Origin of the sequence: Pseudomonas sp. P5_152 (assembly GCF_033989915.1) — a bacterium.
In the GTDB taxonomy this organism is placed as follows: domain Bacteria; phylum Pseudomonadota; class Gammaproteobacteria; order Pseudomonadales; family Pseudomonadaceae; genus Aquipseudomonas.
In genome coordinates, this window is the sequence record NZ_JASFAH010000002.1 from 2794340 (window position 1) to 2816584 (window position 22245).

A 22245-nucleotide genomic window follows, 5' to 3' on the forward strand; every position below is an offset into this window, starting at 1 on the left:
CCCGATCCTGGATTTTCCGGCCATGCAGAAAGAAACCGAAATCAAACTCCGCGTCAGCCGCGAAACCCTCGCCGCCCTGCGCGAGCACCCGTTACTGAAAAAACGCAACAAAAGTGGCTGGGAACGCCGTGAGTTGATGAACCAGTACTTCGACACGCCAGAGCGTGACCTGGCCCGTGCCAAGGTTGCCCTGCGCCTGCGCCGCGACGGCGAAGAAGTGATTCAGACCCTCAAGACCCGTGGCCAGAGCATCGCCGGCCTGTCCGAGCGTAACGAATACGACTGGAGCCTGGCCAAAGCCAAGCTCGACGTGAAAAAACTCGACGGCGAATGCTGGCCTGAAGAGCTGGCAGAACTGGACAAAAAAACCCTCAAGCCGATCTTCACCACCGACTTCGTCCGCGAGCGCGCCGAAATCGCCTGGGGTCGCGGCAAGGCCAAGGTGGTCATCGAAGCCGCCCTGGACCTCGGCCACGTGGTAGTCGGCAAGCAGAAAGAAGAAATCTGCGAACTGGAGCTGGAGCTGCGCGAAGGCGAGCCGGCTGCATTGCTGGAACTGGCCGCCGAACTGGCCGCGACCCTGGCGCTGATGCCGTGCGACATCAGCAAGGCTGAACGTGGCTATCGCCTGTTCGACGCCCACAGCTATTCGCTGAGCCTGCCGGCCCCGCAACTGAGCTTCGAACTGCCGCTGGACGACGCCTTCGCCGCGCTGGGCTGGTACCTGCTGGGTAGCAGCCAGCGCCTGGCCGAGCAGTATCGCTTCAATGGTCACTGGCGCTTGCTGCAAGACTGGGTCGAGAGCCTCGCCGAACTGCGCGCCCTGATCGGCAGCCTGGGCCAGGCCGCCCCGCGTCAGTCGACCCACGACCTGCGTGTGGCCCTGGATGCCTTGCTCGAAGACTGGCGTCCGCTGGTGCAGTTCGGCCAGGACGACGAAGACGTGCGCAAGGCCGCACCGGAACAGTTCCTCGAAGAACTCGAAGATCCGCGCTGGGGCCAGTTCTCGCTGAACGCCTCGCGCTGGCTGCTGGCCCGCACCTGGACTGCCGAGCGCAACACCCGCGGCAATCGCCAGGGCGCCGCGCAACTGGGTAACTGGTTGCCGCGCCTGCTGGGTGAAGAAGCCACTTCGCTGCAATTGCAACGCTACCAGCAACAACCCGAAGACCTCGCCGAGCAACTGCCGCGCATCGAGCGCATCCAGGCCTGGTTGCACCATGCCCGCGCAGTGCTGGACATCCCGGAAATGGATCGCCTGTACGGTGAACTGAACAAACTGGCGCAACTGGCCAACGAGCCAATAACCGACGAAGCGCTGGACGCACGCAAGCAGCAGGCGATCGCGGTGTATCAGAACCGTGCGTGGAAAATGCTGTTGCGCATGTAACACCGTCATCGCGAGCCGCCCGCTTGCGGCCGGCTCGCGATGAGGCCCGCACATTCACCAAAAATCTTTACCCCCGCAACACCGGCAAACTGGTCGTCGACTTGATCTGCGATAAGGCCACGATCGAGTTCACTTCCTGGATCCCCGGCACCATCGACAGCTTCTCGAAGAAGAAGCGCTCGTAGGCCTCAATGTCGGCGGTGACGATGCGCAGCAGGAAATCTACCGCGCCCATCAGCACATAACACTCCAGCACCTCGGGAAAACCGCGAATCGCCTCGGTGAATTCGGTGAAGTTGGAGCGCCCGTGAGCGTTGAGTTTGACCTCGGCGAAGATCTGCGTGTTGAGGCCAATCTTCTTGCGGTCAAGCAGCGTCACCTGCCCGCGAATCACCCCCTCCTCCTTCATCCGCTGAATCCTGCGCCAGCAAGGTGACTGCGATAAACCGACCTGCTCGGCAATCTGCGCGCTGGACAGCGAGGCGTCCTCTTGCAATAGCGCGAGGATGCGGCGGTCATAGACGTCCAGCTCACTGTGCATAAAAAAACCCTTGAATACGCCATTGATGAATTGCTTGATTCGATATCAAGCCTATATGCCCCATCATAGATAAGAAATACCCGGCTTCGAATGTAAAAATTCCTCCATTGATCTGGAGACCTACCATGCCCCCACTCGAAGCCGTCAGCACCACCTCTAGCCGCGCCGATGCCTGGCATGCCGGCAACGCCCACTGCTGCGTGCACTACCAGGTGCTCGCCGAAGCCGAACCCGACCTGTTGTGCCGGGCACTGAACCTGTTTGCCCTGCAGTTGCTACTGCCACAAGCCGTCCACATGACCCGCGAGAATGATTTGCTGTCCCTCGATATCGTGATCGACGGCCTGAGCTGGCACCGCGCCGAGGTGCTCGCAGAAAAACTACGTAACTTGATCAGCGTCTGCTCGGTCCAGTTGCAACCGGCTGATTCACAATGGCTTGCACCGGTACAGGCGGCAGGCTGAGGCTCGCGGTAAAACCTCGCAACGCTTGATCGGGCCAGGCTCGAACGGACGGCCCGCACGGGGACTAGGCTTGGCATTCAGAGCTGCCGACACAGCGATCGACAGCGCCGAGTGCAGGGTTATTGCCCAAGGAGTCCGGATGTCCGTTCAATTCGCCCCGCAGGATCGCTGGCTGGATTTCAATCAATTGCTGCGCGACCTGATCGCTCAAGGCGTGATCGGCCAGGCCGCAGCCGAACAGGCCCTGAGCGCACTCCGCAGCGCCGCTAACCATCAGTTGCACCCCTTGGAGCTACTCGCCGACCAACACCTGGCCGACTCCCTGCACGGCGGTCAGCCGCTGGACCTCGAACGCTTGACCCAATGGCTGGCGCAGCAGGCCGGCCAGCCCTATGTGCGCATCGACCCGTTGAAAATCCACGTCGCGCGCATTACCCCGTTGATGTCCTATGCCTTTGCCCAACGCCACGCAATTCTGGCGCTGGCAATCGACCGCGAGGCTGTCACCGTGGCCAGCGCGCAGCCCTACGTGCGCAGTTGGGAAGCCGACCTGAGCCATGTCCTGCAACTGCCAATCAGGCGCGTGGTGGCCAATCCGCTGGAGATCCGGCGCTATTGTGTGGAGTTCTATCGCCTGGCCAAATCGGTCATCGGCGCCAGCCATGGAGATCAGCCTCCCACCCCTCAGGGCAACTTCGAACAACTGCTCAACCTCGGCGCCAGTAACCAGGAGCCCGACGCCAATGACGCGCACATCGTCAATATCGTCGACTGGTTGTTCCAGTACGCCTTCCAGCAACGCGCCAGCGATATCCACATCGAACCGCGGCGCGAACAAGGCACCGTGCGCTTTCGCATCGACGGCGTGCTGCACAACGTCTACCAGTTCCCGCCGCAGGTCACCCTGGCAATGGTCAGTCGCCTGAAAAACCTGGGACGGATGAACGTCGCCGAAAAACGCAAACCCCAGGACGGCCGGGTCAAGACCAGGGCGCCAGAAGGCGGTGAAGTGGAATTGCGGCTGTCGACGCTGCCCACCGCCTTCGGTGAAAAACTGGTGATGCGCATCTTCGACCCCCAGGTGCTGCTCCAGGACTTCGATCAACTGGGCTTTGGCGCCGACGACCTGCGCCGCTGGCAGGACATGACCCGCCAGCCCAATGGCATCATCCTGGTTACCGGACCCACCGGCTCGGGCAAGACCACCACGCTCTACACCACCCTCAAGCAACTCGCGACACCGGAGATCAACCTCTGCACCATTGAGGACCCGATCGAGATGCTCGAGCCGGCGTTCAATCAGATGCAGGTCCAGCACAACATTGACCTGAGTTTTGCCAGCGGCGTACGCGCCCTGATGCGCCAGGACCCGGACATCATCATGATCGGTGAAATCCGCGACCTGGAAACCGCCGAGATGGCCATCCAGGCGGCGCTCACTGGACACTTGGTGCTATCGACCCTGCACACCACCGATGCGCCAAGCGCCATCAGCCGTCTGCTGGAACTGGGCATCGCGCCCTATCTGATCAAGGCCACCGTGCTCGGCGTCATGGCCCAGCGCCTGGTGCGCACCCTGTGCCCGCACTGCAAGGCACCGCTGGCCCTGGACGCCGACACCTGGCACAGCCTGAACCAACCCAGTCGCGTGCCTATGCCCCACCAGGCGTGCCACGCCGTCGGTTGCCTGGAGTGCCGCGACAGCGGCTATCGCGGCCGCGCCGGGGTCTACGAAATCATGCTACTGAGCGCTAGTCTCAAGGCCCTGATCGGCGCCGACAGCGACCTGCCGGCCATCCGCCGCCAGGCCGCCCGGGACGGCATGCGCAGCCTGCGCCTGGCAGGTGCGGAAAAGGTCGCGCAAGGCTTGACCACGGTCGAAGAAGTGTTGCGGGTCACGCCACAGGCTGAACCAAAGTAAAGCGTGTCCGCTGCAAGCTCGCGCCGCTACACTCAGGCCTGCACCTTCATTGATTGAATAGGGACTTTTCATGCAAACCGGTAGCGTACTTTTACTTTTCCTCGGCCTGGTGGTCGCCATTCTGTTCATGGGCTTCAAGGTGGTGCCCCAGGGGTACCAGTGGACCGTGGAGCGTTTTGGCCGCTACACCAACACCCTCAAGCCCGGCCTGAACATCATCATTCCGGTGATGGACCGCATCGGTCGCAAGATCAACGTGATGGAAAGCGTGCTGGATATTCCGCCGCAGGAAGTCATCACCGCCGACAACGCCACGGTACAGATCGACGCCGTATGCTTCTTCCAAGTGGTCAACACCGCGCAGGCGGCCTACGAGGTCAACAACCTCGAACACGCTATCCGCAACCTGCTGCAAACCAACATCCGCACCGTGCTCGGCTCGATGGAACTGGACGCCATGCTCAGCCAGCGTGACGGGATCAACGAAAAACTGCTGCGCACAGTGGACGAAGCCACCGCACCCTGGGGCATCAAGATCACCCGGATCGAGATCAAGGACATCAGCCCACCCGCCGACCTGATGGCGGCCATGTCCGGGCAGATGAAAGCCGAGCGGATCAAGCGTGCGCAAATCCTCGAGGCCGAAGGCCTGCGGGCTTCAGCGATTCTCACCGCCGAGGGCAAGAAGCAGGCGCAAATCCTCGAAGCCGAGGGTAGCCGGCAGGCGGCGTTCCTCGAGTCCGAGGCACGCGAACGACAAGCCGAAGCAGAAGCCCAGGCCACCAAGGTGGTGTCCGAGGCGATCGCCAATGGCAACGTGCAGGCGGTGAACTACTTCGTCGCGCAAAAATACATCGACGCCCTGGGCAAACTGGCCTCGGCCAACAACAGCAAAGTGATCCTGATGCCACTGGAGGCCAGCCAGGTGATCGGCGCGGTCGGCGGTATCGGCGAGATCGTCAAGGCCACGTTCGACTCCAAGAAAGCCTGAGGCACGAGCTATGTGGGCATTCCTGCAACACCTCTCGTTCTGGGACTGGCTGGCACTGGGCACCGTGCTGTTGATCCTCGAAGTGTTCGGCGCCGGGGGTTACCTGCTGTGGATCGGCCTGGCCGCTGCCGCCGTTGGGGTGCTGACTTTCATCCTGCCCGGCCTGTCTTGGGAGCTGCAACTGCTGTTGTTCGGCTTGCTGTCGATCCTCACCGCGCTGTACTGGTGGCACCGCCAGCGCAGCGCAGTACGCGAAAGCGACCAGCCGAACCTCAACCTGCGTGGCCAGGAGCTGATCGGCAGGGTCTTTGTGGTGCATCAGGCGATTGTCGACGGTCACGGCAAGGTCAAGGTTGCTGACGGTGTCTGGATGGCCAGGGGGCCGGATACCCCGGTGGGGGCCAAAGTGCGGGTGGTGGGCCTGGAAGGGGTGGTGATCCTGGTTGAAGAGGTTGATTAGCAGTCACGGAACTCAGGTGAGGTTTTCCGATCCAAACCGCCAGTTAATCTGAACCCACTGGAGTCACCTTACATGCGTGTCAAACTGGCCGCCGCTACCCTTGCCCTGCTCTCCCTGTCTGCCGGGTCCGCTATGGCCGATACTTTCTGGCGCAATGTCATCTCCTCGGGGGCGACCACCGCTTCCACCTACCTGACCTCCAAGGACCACAAGATGGTGCTTGCCGCCCAGGACGACGCCGGGAGCTTCGTGGCCAGTGATGGCAACATTCGTGGCCCGTTCTTCGAGTCGGCGCTGCAAAAAGTCCGTGCCGACAACCCGGGCCTGCAGGCCACCGACATGGAATTGGCCAACGCGATCCTGGCCAGCAACACCCTCGCGCAACAGTAACTCGTTGTCGAAAGCAAAATGCCGCTCGTTCGAGCGGCATTTTTTTGCCTGGCAATCAGCCCTTATCGATACTCATCCAGCGGCACGCAGGCACAGAATAGATTGCGATCGCCGTAGACGTTGTCCACCCGATTCACCGTCGGCCAGTACTTGTGCGCACGGGTGTGGGCATCCGGGGTCACCGCCTGTTCAATGCTGTAGGGCCGCTCCCAGACCCCGGTAACGTCCGCCAGGGTATGGGGCGAGCGCTTCAGCGGGTTGTCGTCGGCCGGCCAGTTACCGTTCTGCACTTCGGTAATTTCCGCGCGGATACTCAACATCGCACCGATAAAACGGTCCAGCTCCGCCTTGGACTCACTTTCGGTGGGCTCGACCATCAAGGTCCCCGCCACCGGGAACGACATGGTCGGCGCATGGAAGCCGTAGTCCATAAGACGCTTGGCCACGTCCTCTTCGCTGATCCCGGTCTGGGCCTTGAGCGGTCGCAGATCAAGGATACATTCGTGGGCCACCCGCCCATTACGCCCACTGAACAGCACCGGGAAGGCGCCAGACAGGTGTTCGGCCAGGTAGTTGGCCGACAGGATCGCCACTTCGCTGGCATCGGCCAGTTGCGGGCCCATCATTGCAATGTACATCCAACTGATCGGCAGGATGCTTGCACTGCCCCAGGGCGCGGCGCTGACTGCAGTGTTCTTCGGGTCCGGCCCATCCAGCGGCACTACCGGGTGATTGGCCACGAACGGCGCCAAGTGCGCGCGCACGCCAATCGGTCCCATCCCCGGACCGCCGCCACCGTGGGGAATGCAGAAGGTCTTGTGCAGATTCATGTGGGACACATCGGCACCGATATCCGCCGGCCGCGCCAGCCCGACCTGCGCGTTGAGGTTGGCGCCGTCCATGTACACCTGACCGCCGTGGCTGTGGATAACTTCGCAGATCGCGCTGATGCCCTCCTCGTACACCCCATGGGTCGAGGGGTAGGTGGCCATCAGGCAGGCCAGCTTGTCAGCGGCCGCTGCGGCTTTGTTCTTCAAGTCGTCAAGGTCGACGTTGCCGGCAGCGTCACACTCGACGATCACCACCTGCATCCCGGCCATCTGCGCCGACGCCGGGTTGGTGCCATGGGCCGATGCCGGGATCAGGCAGATATCGCGCGCACCCTGCTGACGGCTTGCGTGATATTTGCGGATCGCCAACAACCCGGCATATTCGCCCTGGGCGCCGGAGTTGGGCTGCATGCAGATCGCATCGAAACCGGTGATCGCACACAACCAGCGCTCCAGCTCGTCGATCATCAACCCGTAGCCCGCCGCCTGCTCTTTCGGGGCAAAGGGATGCAGGTCGGCAAAACCTGGCCAGGTGATGGGGATCATCTCGCTGGTGGCGTTGAGTTTCATGGTGCAAGAGCCCAGCGGGATCATCGACTGGTTAAGCGCCAGGTCCTTGTTCTCCAGTTGCTTGAGGTAGCGCAGCATCTCGGTTTCGCTGTGGTGCGCGTTGAACACCGGGTGGCGCAAGTAACCACTGGTGCGCAGCAACCCTGCCGGGATGCCCGAGGCCAGCGCCTGCCCATCCAGTTCGGCCACCTGCAGTCCATGGTCGGCACCGAGGAACACGTCGAACAGCTTCGCCACCGTGCTTTCGTCGCAGCTTTCGTCGAGGCTCAGGCCGACCTGGCCGCGACCGAGAATCCGCAGGTTGATCTGCGCCGCCTTGGCCGATTCGATGATTGCCGTCTGGCTGCCGCCGACTTCCAGGGTCAGGGTGTCGAAAAACTGCTGGTTGAGCCGGGTAATGCCGTTGCGCTCAAGGCCGGCGGCGAGGATGCACGTCAGGCGGTGCACCCGTTGCGCAATGCGCTTGAGGCCCTGCGGGCCGTGGTAGACCGCATAGAAGCTGGCAATATTGGCCAGCAGCACCTGGGCGGTGCAGATGTTCGAGTTGGCCTTCTCGCGGCGGATATGTTGCTCGCGGGTTTGCAAGGCCATGCGCAGGGCAACATTGCCCCGGGCGTCTTTCGAGACACCGATGATGCGCCCGGGAATCGCCCGCTTGTATTCGTCACGGCTGGCGAAAAACGCCGCATGCGGGCCGCCATAACCCATGGGCACGCCAAAGCGCTGGGACGAACCGAACACCACGTCGGCGCCCATCTCGCCGGGCGGGGTCAGCAACAACAGGCTCAACAGGTCGGCAGCCACGCAGGCCAGGGCCTGTTGGGCGTGCAGGTGGTCGATCAACGGCCGCAGGTCACGAATCTCGCCGTGGGTGTCGGGGTACTGCAGCAGCGCGCCAAACACCTGGTGCCGGGGCAAGTTATCCACAGCGTCGACGATCAGTTCGAAGCCAAACCCCTCGGCCCGGGTCTGCACCACGGAAATAGTCTGCGGATGGCAGTTTTCGTCGACGAAGAACAGATTGCTTTTCGACTTGGCCACACGCTTGGCCAGGGCCATGGCTTCCGCCGCCGCCGTGGCTTCATCGAGCAGCGACGCGTTGGCCAGCTCCAGGCCTGTCAGGTCGATGGTCAATTGCTGGAAATTGAGCAGCGCCTCGAGTCGGCCCTGGGCGATTTCCGGCTGGTACGGGGTGTAGGCCGTATACCAACCGGGGTTTTCCAGCACATTACGCAGGATCACGGCGGGCGTCAGGGTGCCGTGGTAGCCCATGCCGATCAGGCTGGTCCAGACCTCATTCTGTTCGGCATAACCGCGCAGCTTGGCCAGGGCGCTCTGCTCGTCCAGGGCCGGCGGCAGGTCCAGCGGTCGATTCAGGCGAATGCCCGGCGGTACCGTCTGCTCGATCAACTCGACCCGGCTGCCAAGCCCGAGGCTGTCGAGCATGGCCTGCTGCTCGGCGGCGTCCGGCCCCAGGTGGCGGCGCAGGAAGGCATTGGGATCGCGTAACTGGCTCAAGCTGGGCAACTGGGACATGACGGGCTCTCTCTTGAATGGCGCTCAGCGTCTGTTCAACTCGGTTCTGGCAGCATAGCTGCCCTGTGCGCACGGTATGGTGTCTTCGGCCAATCGGAGCCATTCTGTACAGCGCATCACCCACGTCCGCCACTCGGGTCCCCAGATCGCCATGAGCCAACAGCCTTTTCTGCCGTTTTCCAAACCCGTCATTGATGAAGCCACTATTGCCGCCGTAGGCGATGTCCTGCGCTCCGGCTGGATCACCAGCGGGCCCAAGGTCCAGGCCTTCGAAGCCCAGCTGTCCGAGTATTTCGGCGGACGGCCGGTGCGTACGTTCAACTCCGGCACCTGCACCATGGAGATCGCCTTGCGCATCGCCGGGATCGGCGCCGGTGATGAAGTGATCACTACACCGATCTCGTGGGTGGCCACGGCCAACGTGATTCTCGAAGTCGGCGCCACCCCGGTGTTCGCCGACATCGACCCGATCACCCGCAACATCGACCTGGACCGGCTCGAAGCCGCCATCACCCCGCGCACCAAGGCAATAATCCCGGTGTACCTGGCCGGGTTGCCACTGGACATGGAGCGCCTGTACGGCATTGCGCGCAAGCACGGCCTGCGCATTGTCGAGGATGCCGCCCAAGCGCTGGGCTCAAGCTGGAATGGGCAGCGCATCGGGGCGACGGGGGACTTCGTGTCGTTCAGTTTCCAGGCGAACAAGAACGTCACCTGCTCGGAGGGCGGCTGCCTGGTGCTGAACAACGCGCAAGAAGCGCGGCTGGCCGAGAAGTACCGTCTGCAAGGCGTGACCCGCAGCGGTTTTGATGGCCTGGACGTGGACGTGCTGGGTGGCAAGTTCAACATGACCGACGTCGCCGCCGCCATCGGCCTGGGCCAGTTTGCCGGGATCGAGGCGATCACCGCCCATCGCCGCATGCTGGCGCAACATTACTTCGCGTGTTTTGGCGGTGATTTCGAGGCCCGGTACGGTGCACAGCTACCGCCGGCCGATTTCACCCAGAGCAACTGGCACCTGTTCCAGCTGGTGCTGCCAGAACGTGCGGATGGCCAACCGGCACGGGCCACGTTCATGGAAAAGATGCAGGCACTGGGAGTTGGCGTCGGCTATCACTACCCGCCGATTCATCTGCTGAGTCTGTACCGCGAGCGCGGTTTCAAGGACGGGATGTTCCCGGTGGCCGAGCGGGTTGGCCGGCTGATCGTGTCGCTGCCGATGTTCACGAGCATGAGCACCGATGATGTCGAGCGGGTTGTCGCGGCGGTAAAAGCAGTTCTACAAAAATGACCCTGTGGGTGCTGGCTTGCCAGCGATGGCGGTACATCAGGCACCATCGATGCTGAATGTACCGGCCCCATCGCGGCATAGGTATCTACACAACTTCGTAGCGGCCTCTGGGGTGTTGGATTAGGCGGGGTACATATCCAACACCCCAGAGGCCCACAGGTGCAACGTCGCACCACGGTTGTGTAGATACCTATGCCCATCGCGGGCAAGCCCGCTCCCACATTAGTGATTGTGGGTGCTTGCCGGTTGTGCATGCCCCCCCACAGGTTGGCGTGATTACTCGCCGATGGCCACCTTGTAGCCAGCCGCGTCGAGCAATTTGTCGAGGTCGGCGCTGTTGCTTGGCTTGAGCTTGAAGATCCACGCACCGTACGGGTCGGAGTTGAGCAGCTCGGGGTTGGCGCTCAGTTCTTCGTTGATCGCGATCACTTCGCCGGCAACCGGGGAGTAGATGTCCGAGGCAGCCTTGACCGACTCCACCACGCCCGCCTGATCTCCAGCGCCGAACGCAGTGCCCACTTCGGTCAGCTCAACGAAGACCACGTCACCCAAGGCTTCCTGGGCATGATCGCTGATGCCCACGGTCACGCTGCCATCGGCTTCCAGACGGGCCCATTCGTGACTTTCGGCAAAACGCAGGTCGGCAGGGATATCGCTCATGTTCTGTGTCCTCAAGAAGAAATGTCAGCGGTATTGGTCCGCCGGAAATAGTTAGATCAAGGTTTTGCCATGACGCACGAAGGTCGGTTTTACCACCCGGACCGGGTACCACTTGCCACGGATTTCCACTTCGGCGCGGTCGGCGGTAGCCATCGGCACCCGCGCCAGGGCGATCGATTTGCTAAGCGTAGGAGAGAAACTACCACTGGTGATCTCTCCTTCGCCAACATCGGCGATACGAACCACCTGGTGCGCCCGTAAAACCCCACGTTCCTCGAGTACCAGGCCGACCAGTTTGTGCTGTACGCCGGCGGCAAGCTCGGCCTCCAACGCGGCCCGGCCGATGAACTGACGAGTGGCCGGTGCCCAGGCGATGCTCCAGGCCATGTTCGAGGCCAGTGGCGAAACATCCTGGTGGATGTCCTGGCCATAAAGGTTCATGCCCGCCTCAAGGCGCAAGGTGTCGCGCGCGCCGAGACCGATGGGCGAAATGCCGGCACCGACCAGATCGTTGAAAAAGCCCGGCGCCTGGCTGGCCGGCATGGCAATTTCCAGGCCGTCTTCGCCGGTATAGCCGGTACGGGCGATGAACCAGTCACCGTCGTACTGGCCTTCGAAGGGCTTGAGTTGCTGGATCAGTGCACCGCGCGCCTGCGTTACCAGCTCGGCAATTTTCTGCCGAGCGTGCGGGCCCTGGATGGCCAGCATCGCCAGTTCGCTGCGCTCGTGCAGTTGCACTTGATAGTCGCCGACTTGCGCCTGCATCCAGGCCAGGTCCTGATCCCGAGTGGCGGCGTTCACTACCAGGCGGTAACAGTCTTCCAGGCGATAGACGATCATGTCGTCGACCACCCCGCCCCGCTCATTGAGCATGGTGCTGTACAGGGCACGGCCGCAGTTGTGCAGGCGTTCGACATCATTGGCCAGTAAATACTGGAGCCAGGCCTTGGCCTGGGGGCCGCTGACATCGATCACGGTCATGTGGGACACATCAAAAACCCCACAGTCGCGACGCACCTGATGGTGTTCCTCGACCTGCGAGCCGTAATGCAGTGGCATATCCCAACCGCCAAAATCGACCATCTTCGCGCCGAGGGCGAGATGAAGGTCATACAGAGGCGTACGCTGTCCCATGGGTTTCTCCTTCCGGGCGTGGCGAAGGTGCGGACAGGCGCTGGTTGGTTGAAGGCCTTGAAATAGAAGGCTTTCAGTCAATTTCAGGAACCTGGTCTGAAGGACGATCCACACCGAATGCCGCGCATTGTAGCCGCATGATGTAGGACTGGCACCTAACCGATTCGCTGAGCCGAACGCCGGATCAAGCCAATCACCGGTAACAGGCCCACCAGAATCAGGCTCAAGGCGGGCAACGAGGCCCGCGCCCATTCGCCTTCACTGGTCATTTCGAAAATCCGCACAGCCAGCGTGTCCCAGCCAAACGGGCGCATCAGCAAGGTCGCCGGCATTTCCTTGAGCACATCGACGAACACCAGCAGCGCTGCGCTCAGGGTGCCGGGCAGCAACAATGGCAGATACACTTTGAAAAACAGTCGTGGCCCACTCACCCCCAGGCTGCGGGCGGCTTCCGGCAATGAGGGGCGAATCCGCGCCAGGCTGTTTTCCAGCGGCCCGTAGGCCACCGCGATGAACCGCACCAGGTACGCCAGCAGCAAGGCCGACAGACTGCCCAGCAGCAGCGGTTTGCCGGCACCGCCCAGCCAGCTCGACAGAGGCACCACCAGTTCACGGTCCAGGTAACTGAACGCCAGCATGATCGACACCGCCAGTACCGAGCCGGGCAAGGCGTAGCCGATATTGGCCACGCTGATCCCGGAGCGGATCGCCCGGGTCGGTGCCAGGCGCCGGGCGAACGCCAGGAGCAGCGCGACGCTGACGGTGATCAGCGCGGCCATGGCGCCCAGGTACAGGGTGTGCAGGATCAGCCCGGCATACCGCTCGTCGAGATCGAAGCGCCCGCGCTGCCAGAACCACGCCAGCAGTTGCAGCAAGGGAATGACAAATGCGCAGGCGAACACCAGGACACACCAACTGCTGGCCGCCAGCGCCTTGAAGCCATGCAGGTGATAGAGCGCCTTGCCCCGTGGCCGCTCGTTGCTCGCTCGGCCCCGCGCACGGCGCTCGCCGTACAGCAACAGCATCACCACCAGCAGCAACAGGCTGGCCAGTTGGGCCGCGCTGGACAGGCTGAAGAAGCCATACCAGGTCTTGTAGATCGCAGTGGTGAAGGTATCAAAGTTGAACACCGAGACCGCGCCGAAGTCCGCCAGGGTCTCCATCAATGCCAAGGCCACACCGGCACCGATCGCCGGTCGCGCCATAGGCAGGGCCACTCGCCAGAAGGCTTGCCAGGGGGATTGGCCGAGCACCCGCGCCGCTTCCATCAAGCCCTTGCCCTGGGCCAGGAACGCCGTGCGGGCGAGCAGGTAGACGTAGGGATAGAACACCAGCACCAGCACCAGTATCACCCCGCCAGTGGAGCGCACCCGTGGCAGGCGCAGGCCACTGCCGAACCATTCACGCAGCAGGGTCTGTACCGGGCCGGAGAAGTCCAGCAAGCCGACAAACACGAAGGCCAGGACGTAGGCCGGAATGGCAAAGGGCAGCATCAATGCCCAGTCCAGCCAGCGCCGGCCGGGAAACTCGCAAAGGCTGGTGAGCCAGGCCAGGCTGACGCCCAGCAGCGTGACGCCAACGCCAACCCCGAGGATCAGGGTCAAGGTGTTGCCCAGCAGACGCGGCATCTGGGTGTCCCACAGGTGCGACCAGATCTGCAGGTCGACGCTCTGCCACGACAGCAGCAGTACGCTCAGCGGCAGCAGCACCAGGGCGGCGACAGTGAAAACCAGCGGATACCAGCGACGTTGTGCGGGATGGGCCAAGGGATGTCTCGAAAAAGGCGGGGCCGGGGGAGCGAAGGCTAACAGCTTTGTTTTGTGCAGAGGAGATTGCCCCCCATAGGTCCTGCACAAAACCAGTGGGAGCGAGCTTGCTCGCGATGGCGGTGTGTCATTCAACATCAATGTTGTCTGGCATACCGCCATCGCGAGCAAGCTCGCTCCTACAAATAGCTCGGGGGTGGCTCCCCTTGATAACTCAGTTCCAGCCGGCGCGGTCCATCAGGCGAATCGCTTCGGCCTGGCGCAGGCCAGCCACTTCGACCGGCAGGGTGTCCGGGATGAATTTGCCCCAGGCCTCGACTTCAGCCGACGGCTTGACGTTCGGGTTGGCCGGGAACTCCTGGTTGACGTCGGCGAAGATCTTCTGGGCTTCGGCAGTGGTCATCCACTCCACCAGGGCCTTGGCGGCTTCCGGGTGTGGCGCATGCTTGGTCAGGCCAATGCCCGACAGGTTGACGTGCACGCCACGGTCGGCCTGGTTTGGCCAGAACAGTTTGACCGGCAGTTCCGGCTTCTGCTTGTGCAGGCGGCCGTAGTAATAGGTGTTGACGATGCCGACGTCGCACTGGCCGGCGGCGATGGCTTCGAGCACGGCGGTGTCATCGGAGAACACGTCAGTGGCGAGGTTGTTGACCCAGCCCTTGATGATTTCCTCGGTCTTGCCGGCGCCATGGGTTTCGATCAGGGTCGCGGTCAACGACTGGTTGTAGACCTTCTTCGCTGTGCGCAGGCACAGGCGGCCTTCCCACTTCTTGTCGGCCAGGGCTTCGTAGGTGGTCATTTCCTCAGGCTTGACCCGGTCGGTGGAGTAGGCCAGCGTCCGTGCACGCAGGCTCAGGCCGGTCCAGGCGTGGGACGCGGCGCGGTATTGCAGGGGAATGTTGGTATCGATCACCTTCGAGGTGAACGGCTGCAGGATGCCCATCTGCTCGGCCTGCCAAAGGTTGCCGGCGTCGACGGTCAGCAGCAGGTCGGCGGTGGCGTTTTCACCTTCGGCCTTGATGCGCTGCATCAGCGGCGCTTCCTTGTCGGTGATGAACTTCACTTTGACACCGGTTTTCTCGGTGTAGGCATCGAAGACCGGCTTGATCAGCTCATCGATACGCGAGGAGTAGACCACAACTTCGTCGGCGGCCTGCGCCGTGGTGCCAATCAGGGTCAGGGCGATGGCTGTCAGTAGACGCTTCGGTGCCAACATGGGAGCGGTCTCTCGATATCAGAAATGAGGCCAAATGATAAGGAGTCACATTTGCCATCTCAACCGATCCCTCTGTGGAGGAGTTACCAGATGTTGCATGACCTCGCGGAGGCTCGCCCCAACCGCCCCCTCAAGCCTTGGCCAGCTCCGGCAGATCACCGCTCAAGCCCAGCGCCTGGCGCACGAACAGCGCCTTGGCCTCGGGCATCTGGTCGACCAGCTTCAAACCGGTATTGCGCAACCAGCGCACGGGCAAGGGATCGGCCTGGAACAAGCGCTCGAAGCCTTCCATCGCCGCCATTAACGCCAGGTTGTGGGGCATGCGCCGGCGTTCGTAGCGGCTCAGCACCTTCACATCCGCCAACCGTTCGCCCCGTGCCGCTGCTTGCAACAGCACCTCGGCCAGCACCGCGGCATCGAGGAAACCCAGGTTGACCCCCTGCCCGGCCAACGGGTGAATGGTGTGCGCGGCGTCACCGATCAGCGCCAGGCCTTCGGCCACATAGCGCTTGGCGTGGCGCTGGCGCAGGGGCACACAGAGGCGCGGGTCGGCACTCAGCACCTGGCCCAGGCGCCCTTCGAAAGCGCGCGTAAGCTCTGCACAGAAAGCCTCCTCGTCCAGCCCCATCAGGCGCTCGGCTTCGCTGGGGGTGGTCGACCAGACGATCGAGCACCAATCCTGCTGGCCGTCGCGCGCAAGGGGCAGGAAGGCCAGCGGGCCGTGATCGGTAAAACGCTGCCAGGCCGTCATCTGGTGTGGCCGGGAGCTGCGCACACTGGTGACGATGGCGTGGTGCAGATAATCCCATTCCCGGGTCGCCACCCCGGTCAAGCGTCGCACGGCCGAGTTGGCGCCATCGGCGGCGATCACCAAGGGCGCGCGCAAGGTCCGGCCATCGGCCAGGGTCAGCAGCCAATCGTCGCCGGAGCGCCGCATCTGCTCCAGGCGCGCATTGGCCAGCAGGCCCAGGTCGCAGTCGTGCAGACGGTCGAGCAACGCATCCTGCACCACGCGGTTCTCGACGATATGTCCCAGGACTTCGGCGTGCACGCTGGCGGCAGAAAAGTGAATCTGCCCGGTGCCGCTGCCGTCCCACACCTGCATGTCGCAGTAGGGACTGCTACGGCGCCGCAGCACACCGTCCCACACTCCCAGGCGCTCGAGAATGCGCTGGCTGGCGGCCGACAAGGCACTGACTCGCGGCTCGAACGCCGATTGCCCATCGAAGGGTTTGACACTCATCGGGCTGCCATCGAGCAGCAGGACTTCCAGGCCACTGTTCTGGAGGGCCAGTGCCAAGGCACTGCCGACCATCCCGGCCCCGACAATCAGCAGATCTGCGCGCATTTCCATGCTTTAAGCCTGTCTCGCTTGCGGCTTGAGCCGCACGTAAAGGGTTTTTTCGACCCGGGCTACCAAGGTGCCAGCGCCGTCGTGAATGTCATCGCTGATAGGGCGCACCCGCACGCCCGCGCCGAGGTACGGCGGGTAGAAACCCATGAACCAACGCAGCAACCGCGCCTTGCCCAGCCGCCGGGTCAGCCACTTAACCATCGGCCCGGGTTCCCAACCCCATGGCCTGGCGAGCGAACCAGCGCTTGGCCGGCGGTAACAGATCGAGCCCCAGCAGGCCGAGGTTGCGGCCCAGGGACACCAGTGGCTGGGTGCTGCCAAACAAACGGGTGACCTGGTCGGAGAAACCCACGGTGAGGTTCTGGTCCAGGCGCTGGCGCTCGCGATAGGCCTGCAAGGTGGCGAAGTCGCCCGCCGGCTGGTCACTGCCAAGCAGGGCTTCGGCCAGGGCCTGGGCGTCGCGCAGCGACAGGTTGAAGCCCTGCCCGGCTATCGGATGCAGGCTGTGGGCGGCGTTACCGAGCACTGCCAGGTGCGGGCGCACCTGCTCCTCGGCCTCGATCAGCGACAACGGATACAGATGCCGCGCGCCCACTTGTTTGAGCGTACCCAGGCGATAGCCGAACACGCCCTGCAATTCACTGAGGAAACTGCGTTCATCCAGCTGCGCCAGGCGTTGTGCGTCCATGCCCAGGCGGGTCCAGACCAGCGCACAGCGATTTTCCGGCAGCGGCAACAGGGCCATCGGGCCGTCATCGGTGAACCGTTCGAACGCCATGCCGTTGTGGGCTTCGCTGGGCGTGATGTTGGCGATCAGCGCGCTCTGGTTATAGGGACGCGTCTTGACGCCAATCCCCAACTGCTCGCGCAACCCCGAGCGGCCGCCGTCGGCCAGCACCGCTAGGTCGCAATCCAGGCTGGTTTCATCGTTGAGGGTCAGGCGGTAGCCATCCACCAAGGGTTCCATGCGCGTGACTTCGGCCGGGCAACGCCAGGTGATCACGTCCTTGTCCAGGCCCTGCCACAGGCATTGGCCGAGCCAGGCGTTTTCCACCACGTAACCGAGCGCCGGAACGCCTTCTTCCATGGCGGACAGGCGGGCGGTGGAAAACCGTCCACGGTCGGAGACGTGAATCTGCTTGATTGGCTCGGCCCGGCGGGAGATCTCCTGCCACAGGCCCAGACGCTGGTAGATCTGCCGGGCACCGAAGGACAACGCCGAGGAACGTGCGTCGTAGCTGGGCTGGTAGCTGTCGCCGGGGGCGAAGGGTTCGATCAGCACGATCTTCCAGCCACGGGCCTTGGCCCCGGCCTGCAGCGCCAACGCCAGGCTGGCGCCCACCAGCCCGCCACCGATGATCGCCAGGTTGACCCGGCTCATGCCGCTTGGCCCCGTGCCGCGGCCATCAGGGCTTCGATCTCGGCGACTGTCTTGGGTACGCCACGGGTCAGGATTTCACAGCCTTGCTTGGTTACCACCACGTCATCCTCGATGCGCACGCCAATGCCGCGCCATTTCTTCGCCACCTGCAGATTGTCCGGAGCAATGTAGATGCCCGGCTCGACGGTCAAGGCCATGCCGACTTCCAGCACCCGCCATTCACCGCCCACCTTGTACTCACCCACGTCGTGCACATCCATGCCCAGCCAATGGCCGGCGCGGTGCATGTAGAACGCCTTGTAGGCTTCGCTGGCGATCAGTTCGTCAACGTCGCCCTGCAACAGGCCCAGGTGCACCAGCCCGGCGGTAATCACCTGGACCGTCGCCTCGTGGGCCTGGTTCCAGTGCTTGTTCGGCGCGATCTGGGCAAAGGCCGCTTCCTGGGAAGCCAGCACCAGTTCGTAGATCGCCTTCTGCTCCGCGGTGAACGTGCCGTTGACCGGCCAGGTGCGGGTGATATCGCTGGCATAGCAGTCGATTTCACACCCGGCGTCGATCAATACCAGGTCACCGTCCTTGAGCACCGCGTCGTTCTGCTGGTAATGCAGGATGCAGCTGTTGCGCCCGGCAGCGACGATCGAGCCGTAGGCCGGCATTTTCGCCCCACCCTTGCGGAACTCGTAATCCAGCTCTGCTTCCAGGCTGAACTCATGCAGCCCGGCACGGCTGGCCTGCATTGCACGAACATGGGCCTGGGCGGAAATCCGCGCCGCCTCGCGCATCACCTTCACTTCTGCCGCCGATTTATACAGGCGCATGTCGTGCAGCAGATGATCCAGGGCAACAAATTCGTTCGGCGGCTGCGCACCCAGGTGCGCCTTGGAGCGGATCACGTTGATCCAGTCCATCAAATGCCGATCGAATTCCGGATTGCTGCCCATGGCCGAGTAAACCCGGTCGCGGCCTTCGATCAGGCCCGGCAGGATGTCGTCGATGTCGGTGATCGGAAAGGCGTCGTCGGCCCCGAAGTCGCGAATTGCGCCCTCCTGGCCGGCGCGCAGGCCATCCCACAACTCGCGTTCGACGTTGCGTTCACGGCAAAACAGCAGGTATTCGCCATGCTCGCGGCCAGGCATCAAGACGATGACGGCTTGAGGCTCGGGGAAACCACTGAGGTACTGGAAGTCGCTGTCCTGGCGATACACGTGCTCGACGTCACGGTTGCGGATCGCCACGGCGGCGGCCGGCAGGATTGCGATGCTGTTGGGTTCCATCTGCGCCATCAGCGCCTTGCGCCGGCGCGCGTATTCCGACTTCGGGATATGGATCATGGGCAGATGGGGATCCTTTCTTAGTGCAGCGACGGCTTGGGTGCAGCCGGTACAACCGGTTTTTTGGTCTCGGCGAACAGCAGCAGCGGCGCAACGCGCAGGTATTCCATCACTTCCATATAGTCGCTTTCACCGTCTTCGGACTCTTCCAGGGCGTCTTGCACCTGGGAGATGGCAGCGAGGTCTTGCAGCACTTCACGGGCATCGGTGCTCAGATCCAGGCCGGAGGCGTTGACGCCGAAGCCGTGGAGGAAGCCCTGGCACCATTGGCCCAGCGCGGCAGCACGCTCGGTAAGCGGCGCGTCGTCGGTCGGCAGCAGCAGGACTACAGTGACTTCGTCGCCCGTCAACTCGCCCTTGACCATTTCCTGCAGGCCGATCAGCGCGTTGCGTACGTTGTCCGCAGGTTCGGTTTCCAGCAGTTCGGCGACATCCGCCAGCCAGTTGTCGGCATCAAAGCCGACACCGGTGCAACTGCGGCCCAGCAGCACGCCGTGAAGCTCGGCAGGAGAGCAAGGATGGCCGCTGGTGCTCAGCAGGGTGGCAAAGGCGTTATACGGGGAATTCTGATTGGTCATGGGCAGCTAGGCGCCAAGCGGCGCTATGTCTAGAATGAAGGCCTTGTATCCTACATCGACAGACTCGCCAAGACTATTAAAGGCTGTCCGCCAGTTACCGCCCATCAGACAAAAACCGTGGAACGCTATGGAAGACACCGACCTGCAAGCGCTGATGGCCAGACTCGAACTGCTAATTACCCGGGTCGAGCAACTTAAGGGCCAAAACGGACTCTTATTAGCTCAGGAAAAGACCTGGCGCGAGGAACGCGCGCACCTCATTGAAAAAAATGAAATCGCCCGGCGTAAGGTCGAATCGATGATTTCGCGCCTCAAGGCCCTGGAGCAAGACTCATGAGTTCAAGCAATAGCGTTACCGTGCAGATTCTCGACAAAGAGTATTCGATCATCTGCCCACAGGAAGAGCGCAGCAACCTGGTGAGCGCTGCCCGTTACCTGGACGGCAAGATGCGCGAAATCCGCAGCAGCGGCAAAGTCATCGGCGCCGACCGCATCGCCGTGATGGCCGCCTTGAACATCACCCACGACCTGTTGCACAGCCAGGAACGACCGGACGTGCAGGCCAGCGGCTCGACTCGCGAGCAAGTGCGCGACCTGCTCGATCGTGTGGACTTGGTGCTGGCCACCGATCCGGATGTCAGCAAAGGCTGATTCCTCGGGGTGGTTGCGGTATACTCGCGCCACTCCCTGGGGTGCTTGCCAGTTGACGATGTCCCTGAGCCGATTCGCACTACCCTGGAGGTTGCACGTTGGGCTGGTGTGCATGTCCGCTAGACGGAAAGCCTGAAAGCCTACTGCATCTTCCACCTTGAACTTTCGGGTTCAAGGGCTAAGTCAGCAGCGGTTCATCCGGGGAGCCTGATTCAAGCCGATGCCAGCCCATGCTGGCATCGGCTTTATTACGCGACCACCGTGCTGGTGCCCTCGCCACTCGAACAGCCCATGACGATGACCGAACCTGCGCCGCTTTCCCGCCCGCAACTTCGACGCAAGCTGCGCCAGGCCCGCCGCGCACTGAGCGCCAGCCAGCAACGCCAAGCCGCCCACGGGCTGTATCGGCAACTGGCCCAACACGCGCTGTTCCGCCGCGCCAGACACATCTCCCTGTACCTGCCCACCGACGGTGAAATCGATCCGCGCCTGCTGCTGCGTGCGGCACAGCGCCGGGGCAAGGCGACCTACCTGCCGGTGCTCAGCGCCTGGCCACGCACCAAGATGGTGTTCCAGCGCATTCGCCCGGGCGAAAAACTGCGGCCCAATCGTTTCCGCATTCTCGAACCACGGGCCAACCAGGCCCGCCAGCGCAAGGTCTGGACCTTGGACCTGGTGCTGCTGCCATTGGTCGGCTTTGATCAGGAAGGTGGACGCCTGGGCATGGGCGGCGGGTTTTATGACCGCAGCCTGGCTTACCTGGCACGCCGCCAGAGCTGGCGCAAGCCGACGCTGCTGGGCCTGGCCCATGAATGTCAGAAGGTCGCGAAGCTGGATCAGGCGAGCTGGGATGTGCCGTTGCAAGGAACGGTGACTGATCGCCAGTGGTATGTCGCGGGTCCGCTGGCAGCGAACCCTGTTGCGTGAAGATCAGCGCTTGAAGGGTTGAATCTGTTGCGCGAGCTCGATCGGAGCATCGGTTTTGTTCGCCCACAGGCTCTGCGCGTAGCCGGTAGTCACCACACCCAAACCGAACACTATGACCAGAACCCAGAGTAAATCCGGTTTGCGTTTCATCGATTGCCCCCCTCAAGGCATTTCACACACGATGTCAGCAGCGGTGTCCGTTACAGGCCGTGCTTGCCGCGTCTTGCTTAAAAGTCCGGCATTTTGCGGTAACGTGAGGCGACACGCAAACGCTGGCGTCAACCGACCGTCGGTTTGTCATGTATTTGCCGGAACCCTTTTCCGCCCCCCTCTCCTGGAGCAAAAAAGATGGCCTATTGGCTGATGAAATCCGAGCCCGACGAGCTCTCGATCAAGGGCCTGGAAAAGCTCGGGCAAGCCCGCTGGGATGGGGTTCGCAACTATCAGGCCCGCAACTTCCTGCGGGCCATGGCGGTGGGTGACGAGTTCTTCTTCTATCACTCCAGTTGCCCGGAGCCGGGAATTGCCGGGATCGGCAAGATCGTCGAAGCCGCCTACCCGGACCCGACGGCCCTCGACCCGCAAAGCCACTACCACGACCCCAAGGCCAACGCCGAAAAAAATCCCTGGAGCGCGATCGACGTCGCGCACGTGGACACCTTCGCCAAGGTGCTCAAGCTCGATTACCTCAAGCAGCAAGCAGCATTGGCAGAGATGCCCCTGGTGCAAAAAGGCAGCCGGCTGTCGGTGATGCCGGTCACGGCCGAGCAATGGGCGGCGGTGCTCGCCTTGCGCTGAACAGCAGAACCCGGCGGTCACGCCCGCAGCGGATGCATAAGCCCCCAGTAAGGGTTAGGCTCGCC

General features: G+C 62.7%; 23 protein-coding genes and 1 other RNA gene. 12 read left to right on the top strand and 12 right to left on the bottom strand.

Annotated elements, in window-relative coordinates; all coding sequences use genetic code 11:
- Window positions 1-22 precede the first annotated feature (22 nt).
- Complete coding sequence (locus QMK50_RS12800; protein WP_095164705.1) at window positions 23-1390, top strand: inorganic triphosphatase; 1368 nt, start codon at window positions 23-25, stop codon at window positions 1388-1390.
- Between the two features lie 67 nt (window positions 1391-1457).
- Here the strand turns inward: QMK50_RS12800 and QMK50_RS12805 are convergent, their stop codons facing one another.
- A complete protein-coding gene (locus QMK50_RS12805; protein WP_095164706.1) occupies window positions 1458-1931 on the bottom strand; it encodes an Lrp/AsnC family transcriptional regulator in 474 nt (157 codons plus the stop codon).
- A gap of 125 nt (window positions 1932-2056) precedes the next feature.
- Between QMK50_RS12805 and QMK50_RS12810 the strand changes: the two genes are divergently transcribed.
- The 5 genes from QMK50_RS12810 to QMK50_RS12830 all read left to right on the top strand — a co-directional run bounded on the left by QMK50_RS12810 (window position 2057) and on the right by QMK50_RS12830 (window position 6157).
- Window positions 2057-2395, top strand: a complete 339-nt coding sequence (locus QMK50_RS12810) for a hypothetical protein (protein ID WP_159998495.1) — start codon at window positions 2057-2059, stop codon at window positions 2393-2395.
- 139 nt (window positions 2396-2534) lie between these two features.
- Entirely contained in the window at window positions 2535-4316 is a 1782-nt protein-coding gene (locus QMK50_RS12815; protein WP_320333233.1) for a GspE/PulE family protein, read from the top strand.
- A gap of 70 nt (window positions 4317-4386) precedes the next feature.
- Window positions 4387-5307: an SPFH domain-containing protein gene (locus QMK50_RS12820; RefSeq protein WP_159998499.1), complete on the top strand. Its 921-nt coding sequence runs from the start codon at window positions 4387-4389 to the stop codon at window positions 5305-5307.
- A gap of 10 nt (window positions 5308-5317) precedes the next feature.
- Entirely contained in the window at window positions 5318-5767 is a 450-nt protein-coding gene (locus QMK50_RS12825) for an NfeD family protein (protein ID WP_320333234.1), read from the top strand.
- Window positions 5768-5839: 72 nt separating this feature from the next.
- Window positions 5840-6157 carry a DUF2388 domain-containing protein gene (locus tag QMK50_RS12830; protein ID WP_320333235.1) on the top strand — a complete coding sequence of 106 codons (318 nt, stop codon included), beginning with the start codon at window positions 5840-5842 and terminating at the stop codon, window positions 6155-6157.
- A 62-nt stretch (window positions 6158-6219) separates the two neighbouring features.
- Here the strand turns inward: QMK50_RS12830 and gcvP are convergent, their stop codons facing one another.
- The gene (gene gcvP, locus QMK50_RS12835; protein WP_320333236.1) at window positions 6220-9093 is read right to left on the bottom strand and encodes an aminomethyl-transferring glycine dehydrogenase; all 2874 of its coding nucleotides are present in this window, start codon (window positions 9091-9093) and stop codon (window positions 6220-6222) included.
- Window positions 9094-9244: 151 nt separating this feature from the next.
- Between gcvP and QMK50_RS12840 the strand changes: the two genes are divergently transcribed.
- Window positions 9245-10384: a DegT/DnrJ/EryC1/StrS aminotransferase family protein gene (locus tag QMK50_RS12840; RefSeq protein WP_320333237.1), complete on the top strand. Its 1140-nt coding sequence runs from the start codon at window positions 9245-9247 to the stop codon at window positions 10382-10384.
- Between the two features lie 276 nt (window positions 10385-10660).
- Here QMK50_RS12840 and gcvH read toward each other — a convergent pair whose 3' ends face one another.
- The 9 genes from gcvH to QMK50_RS12885 form a co-directional block, all read right to left on the bottom strand.
- Window positions 10661-11044, bottom strand: a complete 384-nt coding sequence (gene gcvH / locus QMK50_RS12845) for a glycine cleavage system protein GcvH (protein ID WP_320333238.1) — start codon at window positions 11042-11044, stop codon at window positions 10661-10663.
- A gap of 51 nt (window positions 11045-11095) precedes the next feature.
- Window positions 11096-12178, bottom strand: a complete 1083-nt coding sequence (gene gcvT / locus QMK50_RS12850; RefSeq protein ID WP_159998509.1) for a glycine cleavage system aminomethyltransferase GcvT — start codon at window positions 12176-12178, stop codon at window positions 11096-11098.
- Window positions 12179-12333: 155 nt separating this feature from the next.
- Window positions 12334-13944, bottom strand: coding sequence for an iron ABC transporter permease (locus QMK50_RS12855; protein ID WP_320333239.1), 1611 nt, complete (start codon window positions 13942-13944; stop codon window positions 12334-12336).
- Between the two features lie 214 nt (window positions 13945-14158).
- Window positions 14159-15160 carry an extracellular solute-binding protein gene (locus QMK50_RS12860; RefSeq protein WP_320333240.1) on the bottom strand — a complete coding sequence of 334 codons (1002 nt, stop codon included), beginning with the start codon at window positions 15158-15160 and terminating at the stop codon, window positions 14159-14161.
- A 130-nt stretch (window positions 15161-15290) separates the two neighbouring features.
- The gene (locus QMK50_RS12865) at window positions 15291-16508 is read right to left on the bottom strand and encodes a 2-octaprenyl-3-methyl-6-methoxy-1,4-benzoquinol hydroxylase (protein ID WP_320334515.1); all 1218 of its coding nucleotides are present in this window, start codon (window positions 16506-16508) and stop codon (window positions 15291-15293) included.
- 9 nt (window positions 16509-16517) lie between these two features.
- A complete protein-coding gene (locus QMK50_RS12870; RefSeq protein WP_095164725.1) occupies window positions 16518-16715 on the bottom strand; it encodes a hypothetical protein in 198 nt (65 codons plus the stop codon).
- Window positions 16708-17895 carry a 2-octaprenyl-6-methoxyphenyl hydroxylase gene (gene ubiH, locus QMK50_RS12875; protein ID WP_095164727.1) on the bottom strand — a complete coding sequence of 396 codons (1188 nt, stop codon included), beginning with the start codon at window positions 17893-17895 and terminating at the stop codon, window positions 16708-16710. Before ubiH ends, QMK50_RS12870 begins: the two co-directional genes overlap by 8 nt.
- Window positions 17892-19226, bottom strand: a complete 1335-nt coding sequence (gene pepP, locus QMK50_RS12880; protein WP_095164729.1) for a Xaa-Pro aminopeptidase — start codon at window positions 19224-19226, stop codon at window positions 17892-17894. The genes ubiH and pepP overlap by 4 nt, the downstream gene beginning before the upstream one ends.
- A gap of 20 nt (window positions 19227-19246) precedes the next feature.
- Entirely contained in the window at window positions 19247-19804 is a 558-nt protein-coding gene (locus QMK50_RS12885; RefSeq protein ID WP_159998515.1) for a YecA family protein, read from the bottom strand.
- 127 nt (window positions 19805-19931) lie between these two features.
- On the opposite strand from QMK50_RS12885, the gene QMK50_RS12890 reads away from it, so the two are divergent.
- The 4 genes from QMK50_RS12890 (at window position 19932) to QMK50_RS12905 (ending at window position 21382) form a co-directional block, all read left to right on the top strand.
- On the top strand, window positions 19932-20141 hold the full coding sequence (locus tag QMK50_RS12890) for a TIGR02449 family protein (RefSeq protein ID WP_058413757.1): 210 nt from the start codon (window positions 19932-19934) through the stop codon (window positions 20139-20141).
- Window positions 20138-20455: a cell division protein ZapA gene (locus tag QMK50_RS12895; RefSeq protein ID WP_095164733.1), complete on the top strand. Its 318-nt coding sequence runs from the start codon at window positions 20138-20140 to the stop codon at window positions 20453-20455. Before QMK50_RS12890 ends, QMK50_RS12895 begins: the two co-directional genes overlap by 4 nt.
- 30 nt (window positions 20456-20485) lie before the next feature.
- A non-coding RNA gene (ssrS, locus tag QMK50_RS12900) (6S RNA) lies at window positions 20486-20664 on the top strand.
- A gap of 88 nt (window positions 20665-20752) precedes the next feature.
- Window positions 20753-21382, top strand: coding sequence for a 5-formyltetrahydrofolate cyclo-ligase (locus QMK50_RS12905; RefSeq protein WP_095165195.1), 630 nt, complete (start codon window positions 20753-20755; stop codon window positions 21380-21382).
- Between the two features lie 3 nt (window positions 21383-21385).
- Here QMK50_RS12905 and QMK50_RS12910 read toward each other — a convergent pair whose 3' ends face one another.
- Window positions 21386-21532, bottom strand: a complete 147-nt coding sequence (locus QMK50_RS12910) for a hypothetical protein (RefSeq protein WP_095164735.1) — start codon at window positions 21530-21532, stop codon at window positions 21386-21388.
- A 198-nt stretch (window positions 21533-21730) separates the two neighbouring features.
- On the opposite strand from QMK50_RS12910, the gene QMK50_RS12915 reads away from it, so the two are divergent.
- Window positions 21731-22180 (top strand): EVE domain-containing protein, encoded by a 450-nt coding sequence (locus QMK50_RS12915; protein WP_095164737.1) that lies wholly within the window; start codon window positions 21731-21733, stop codon window positions 22178-22180.
- Window positions 22181-22245: the final 65 nt, after the last annotated feature.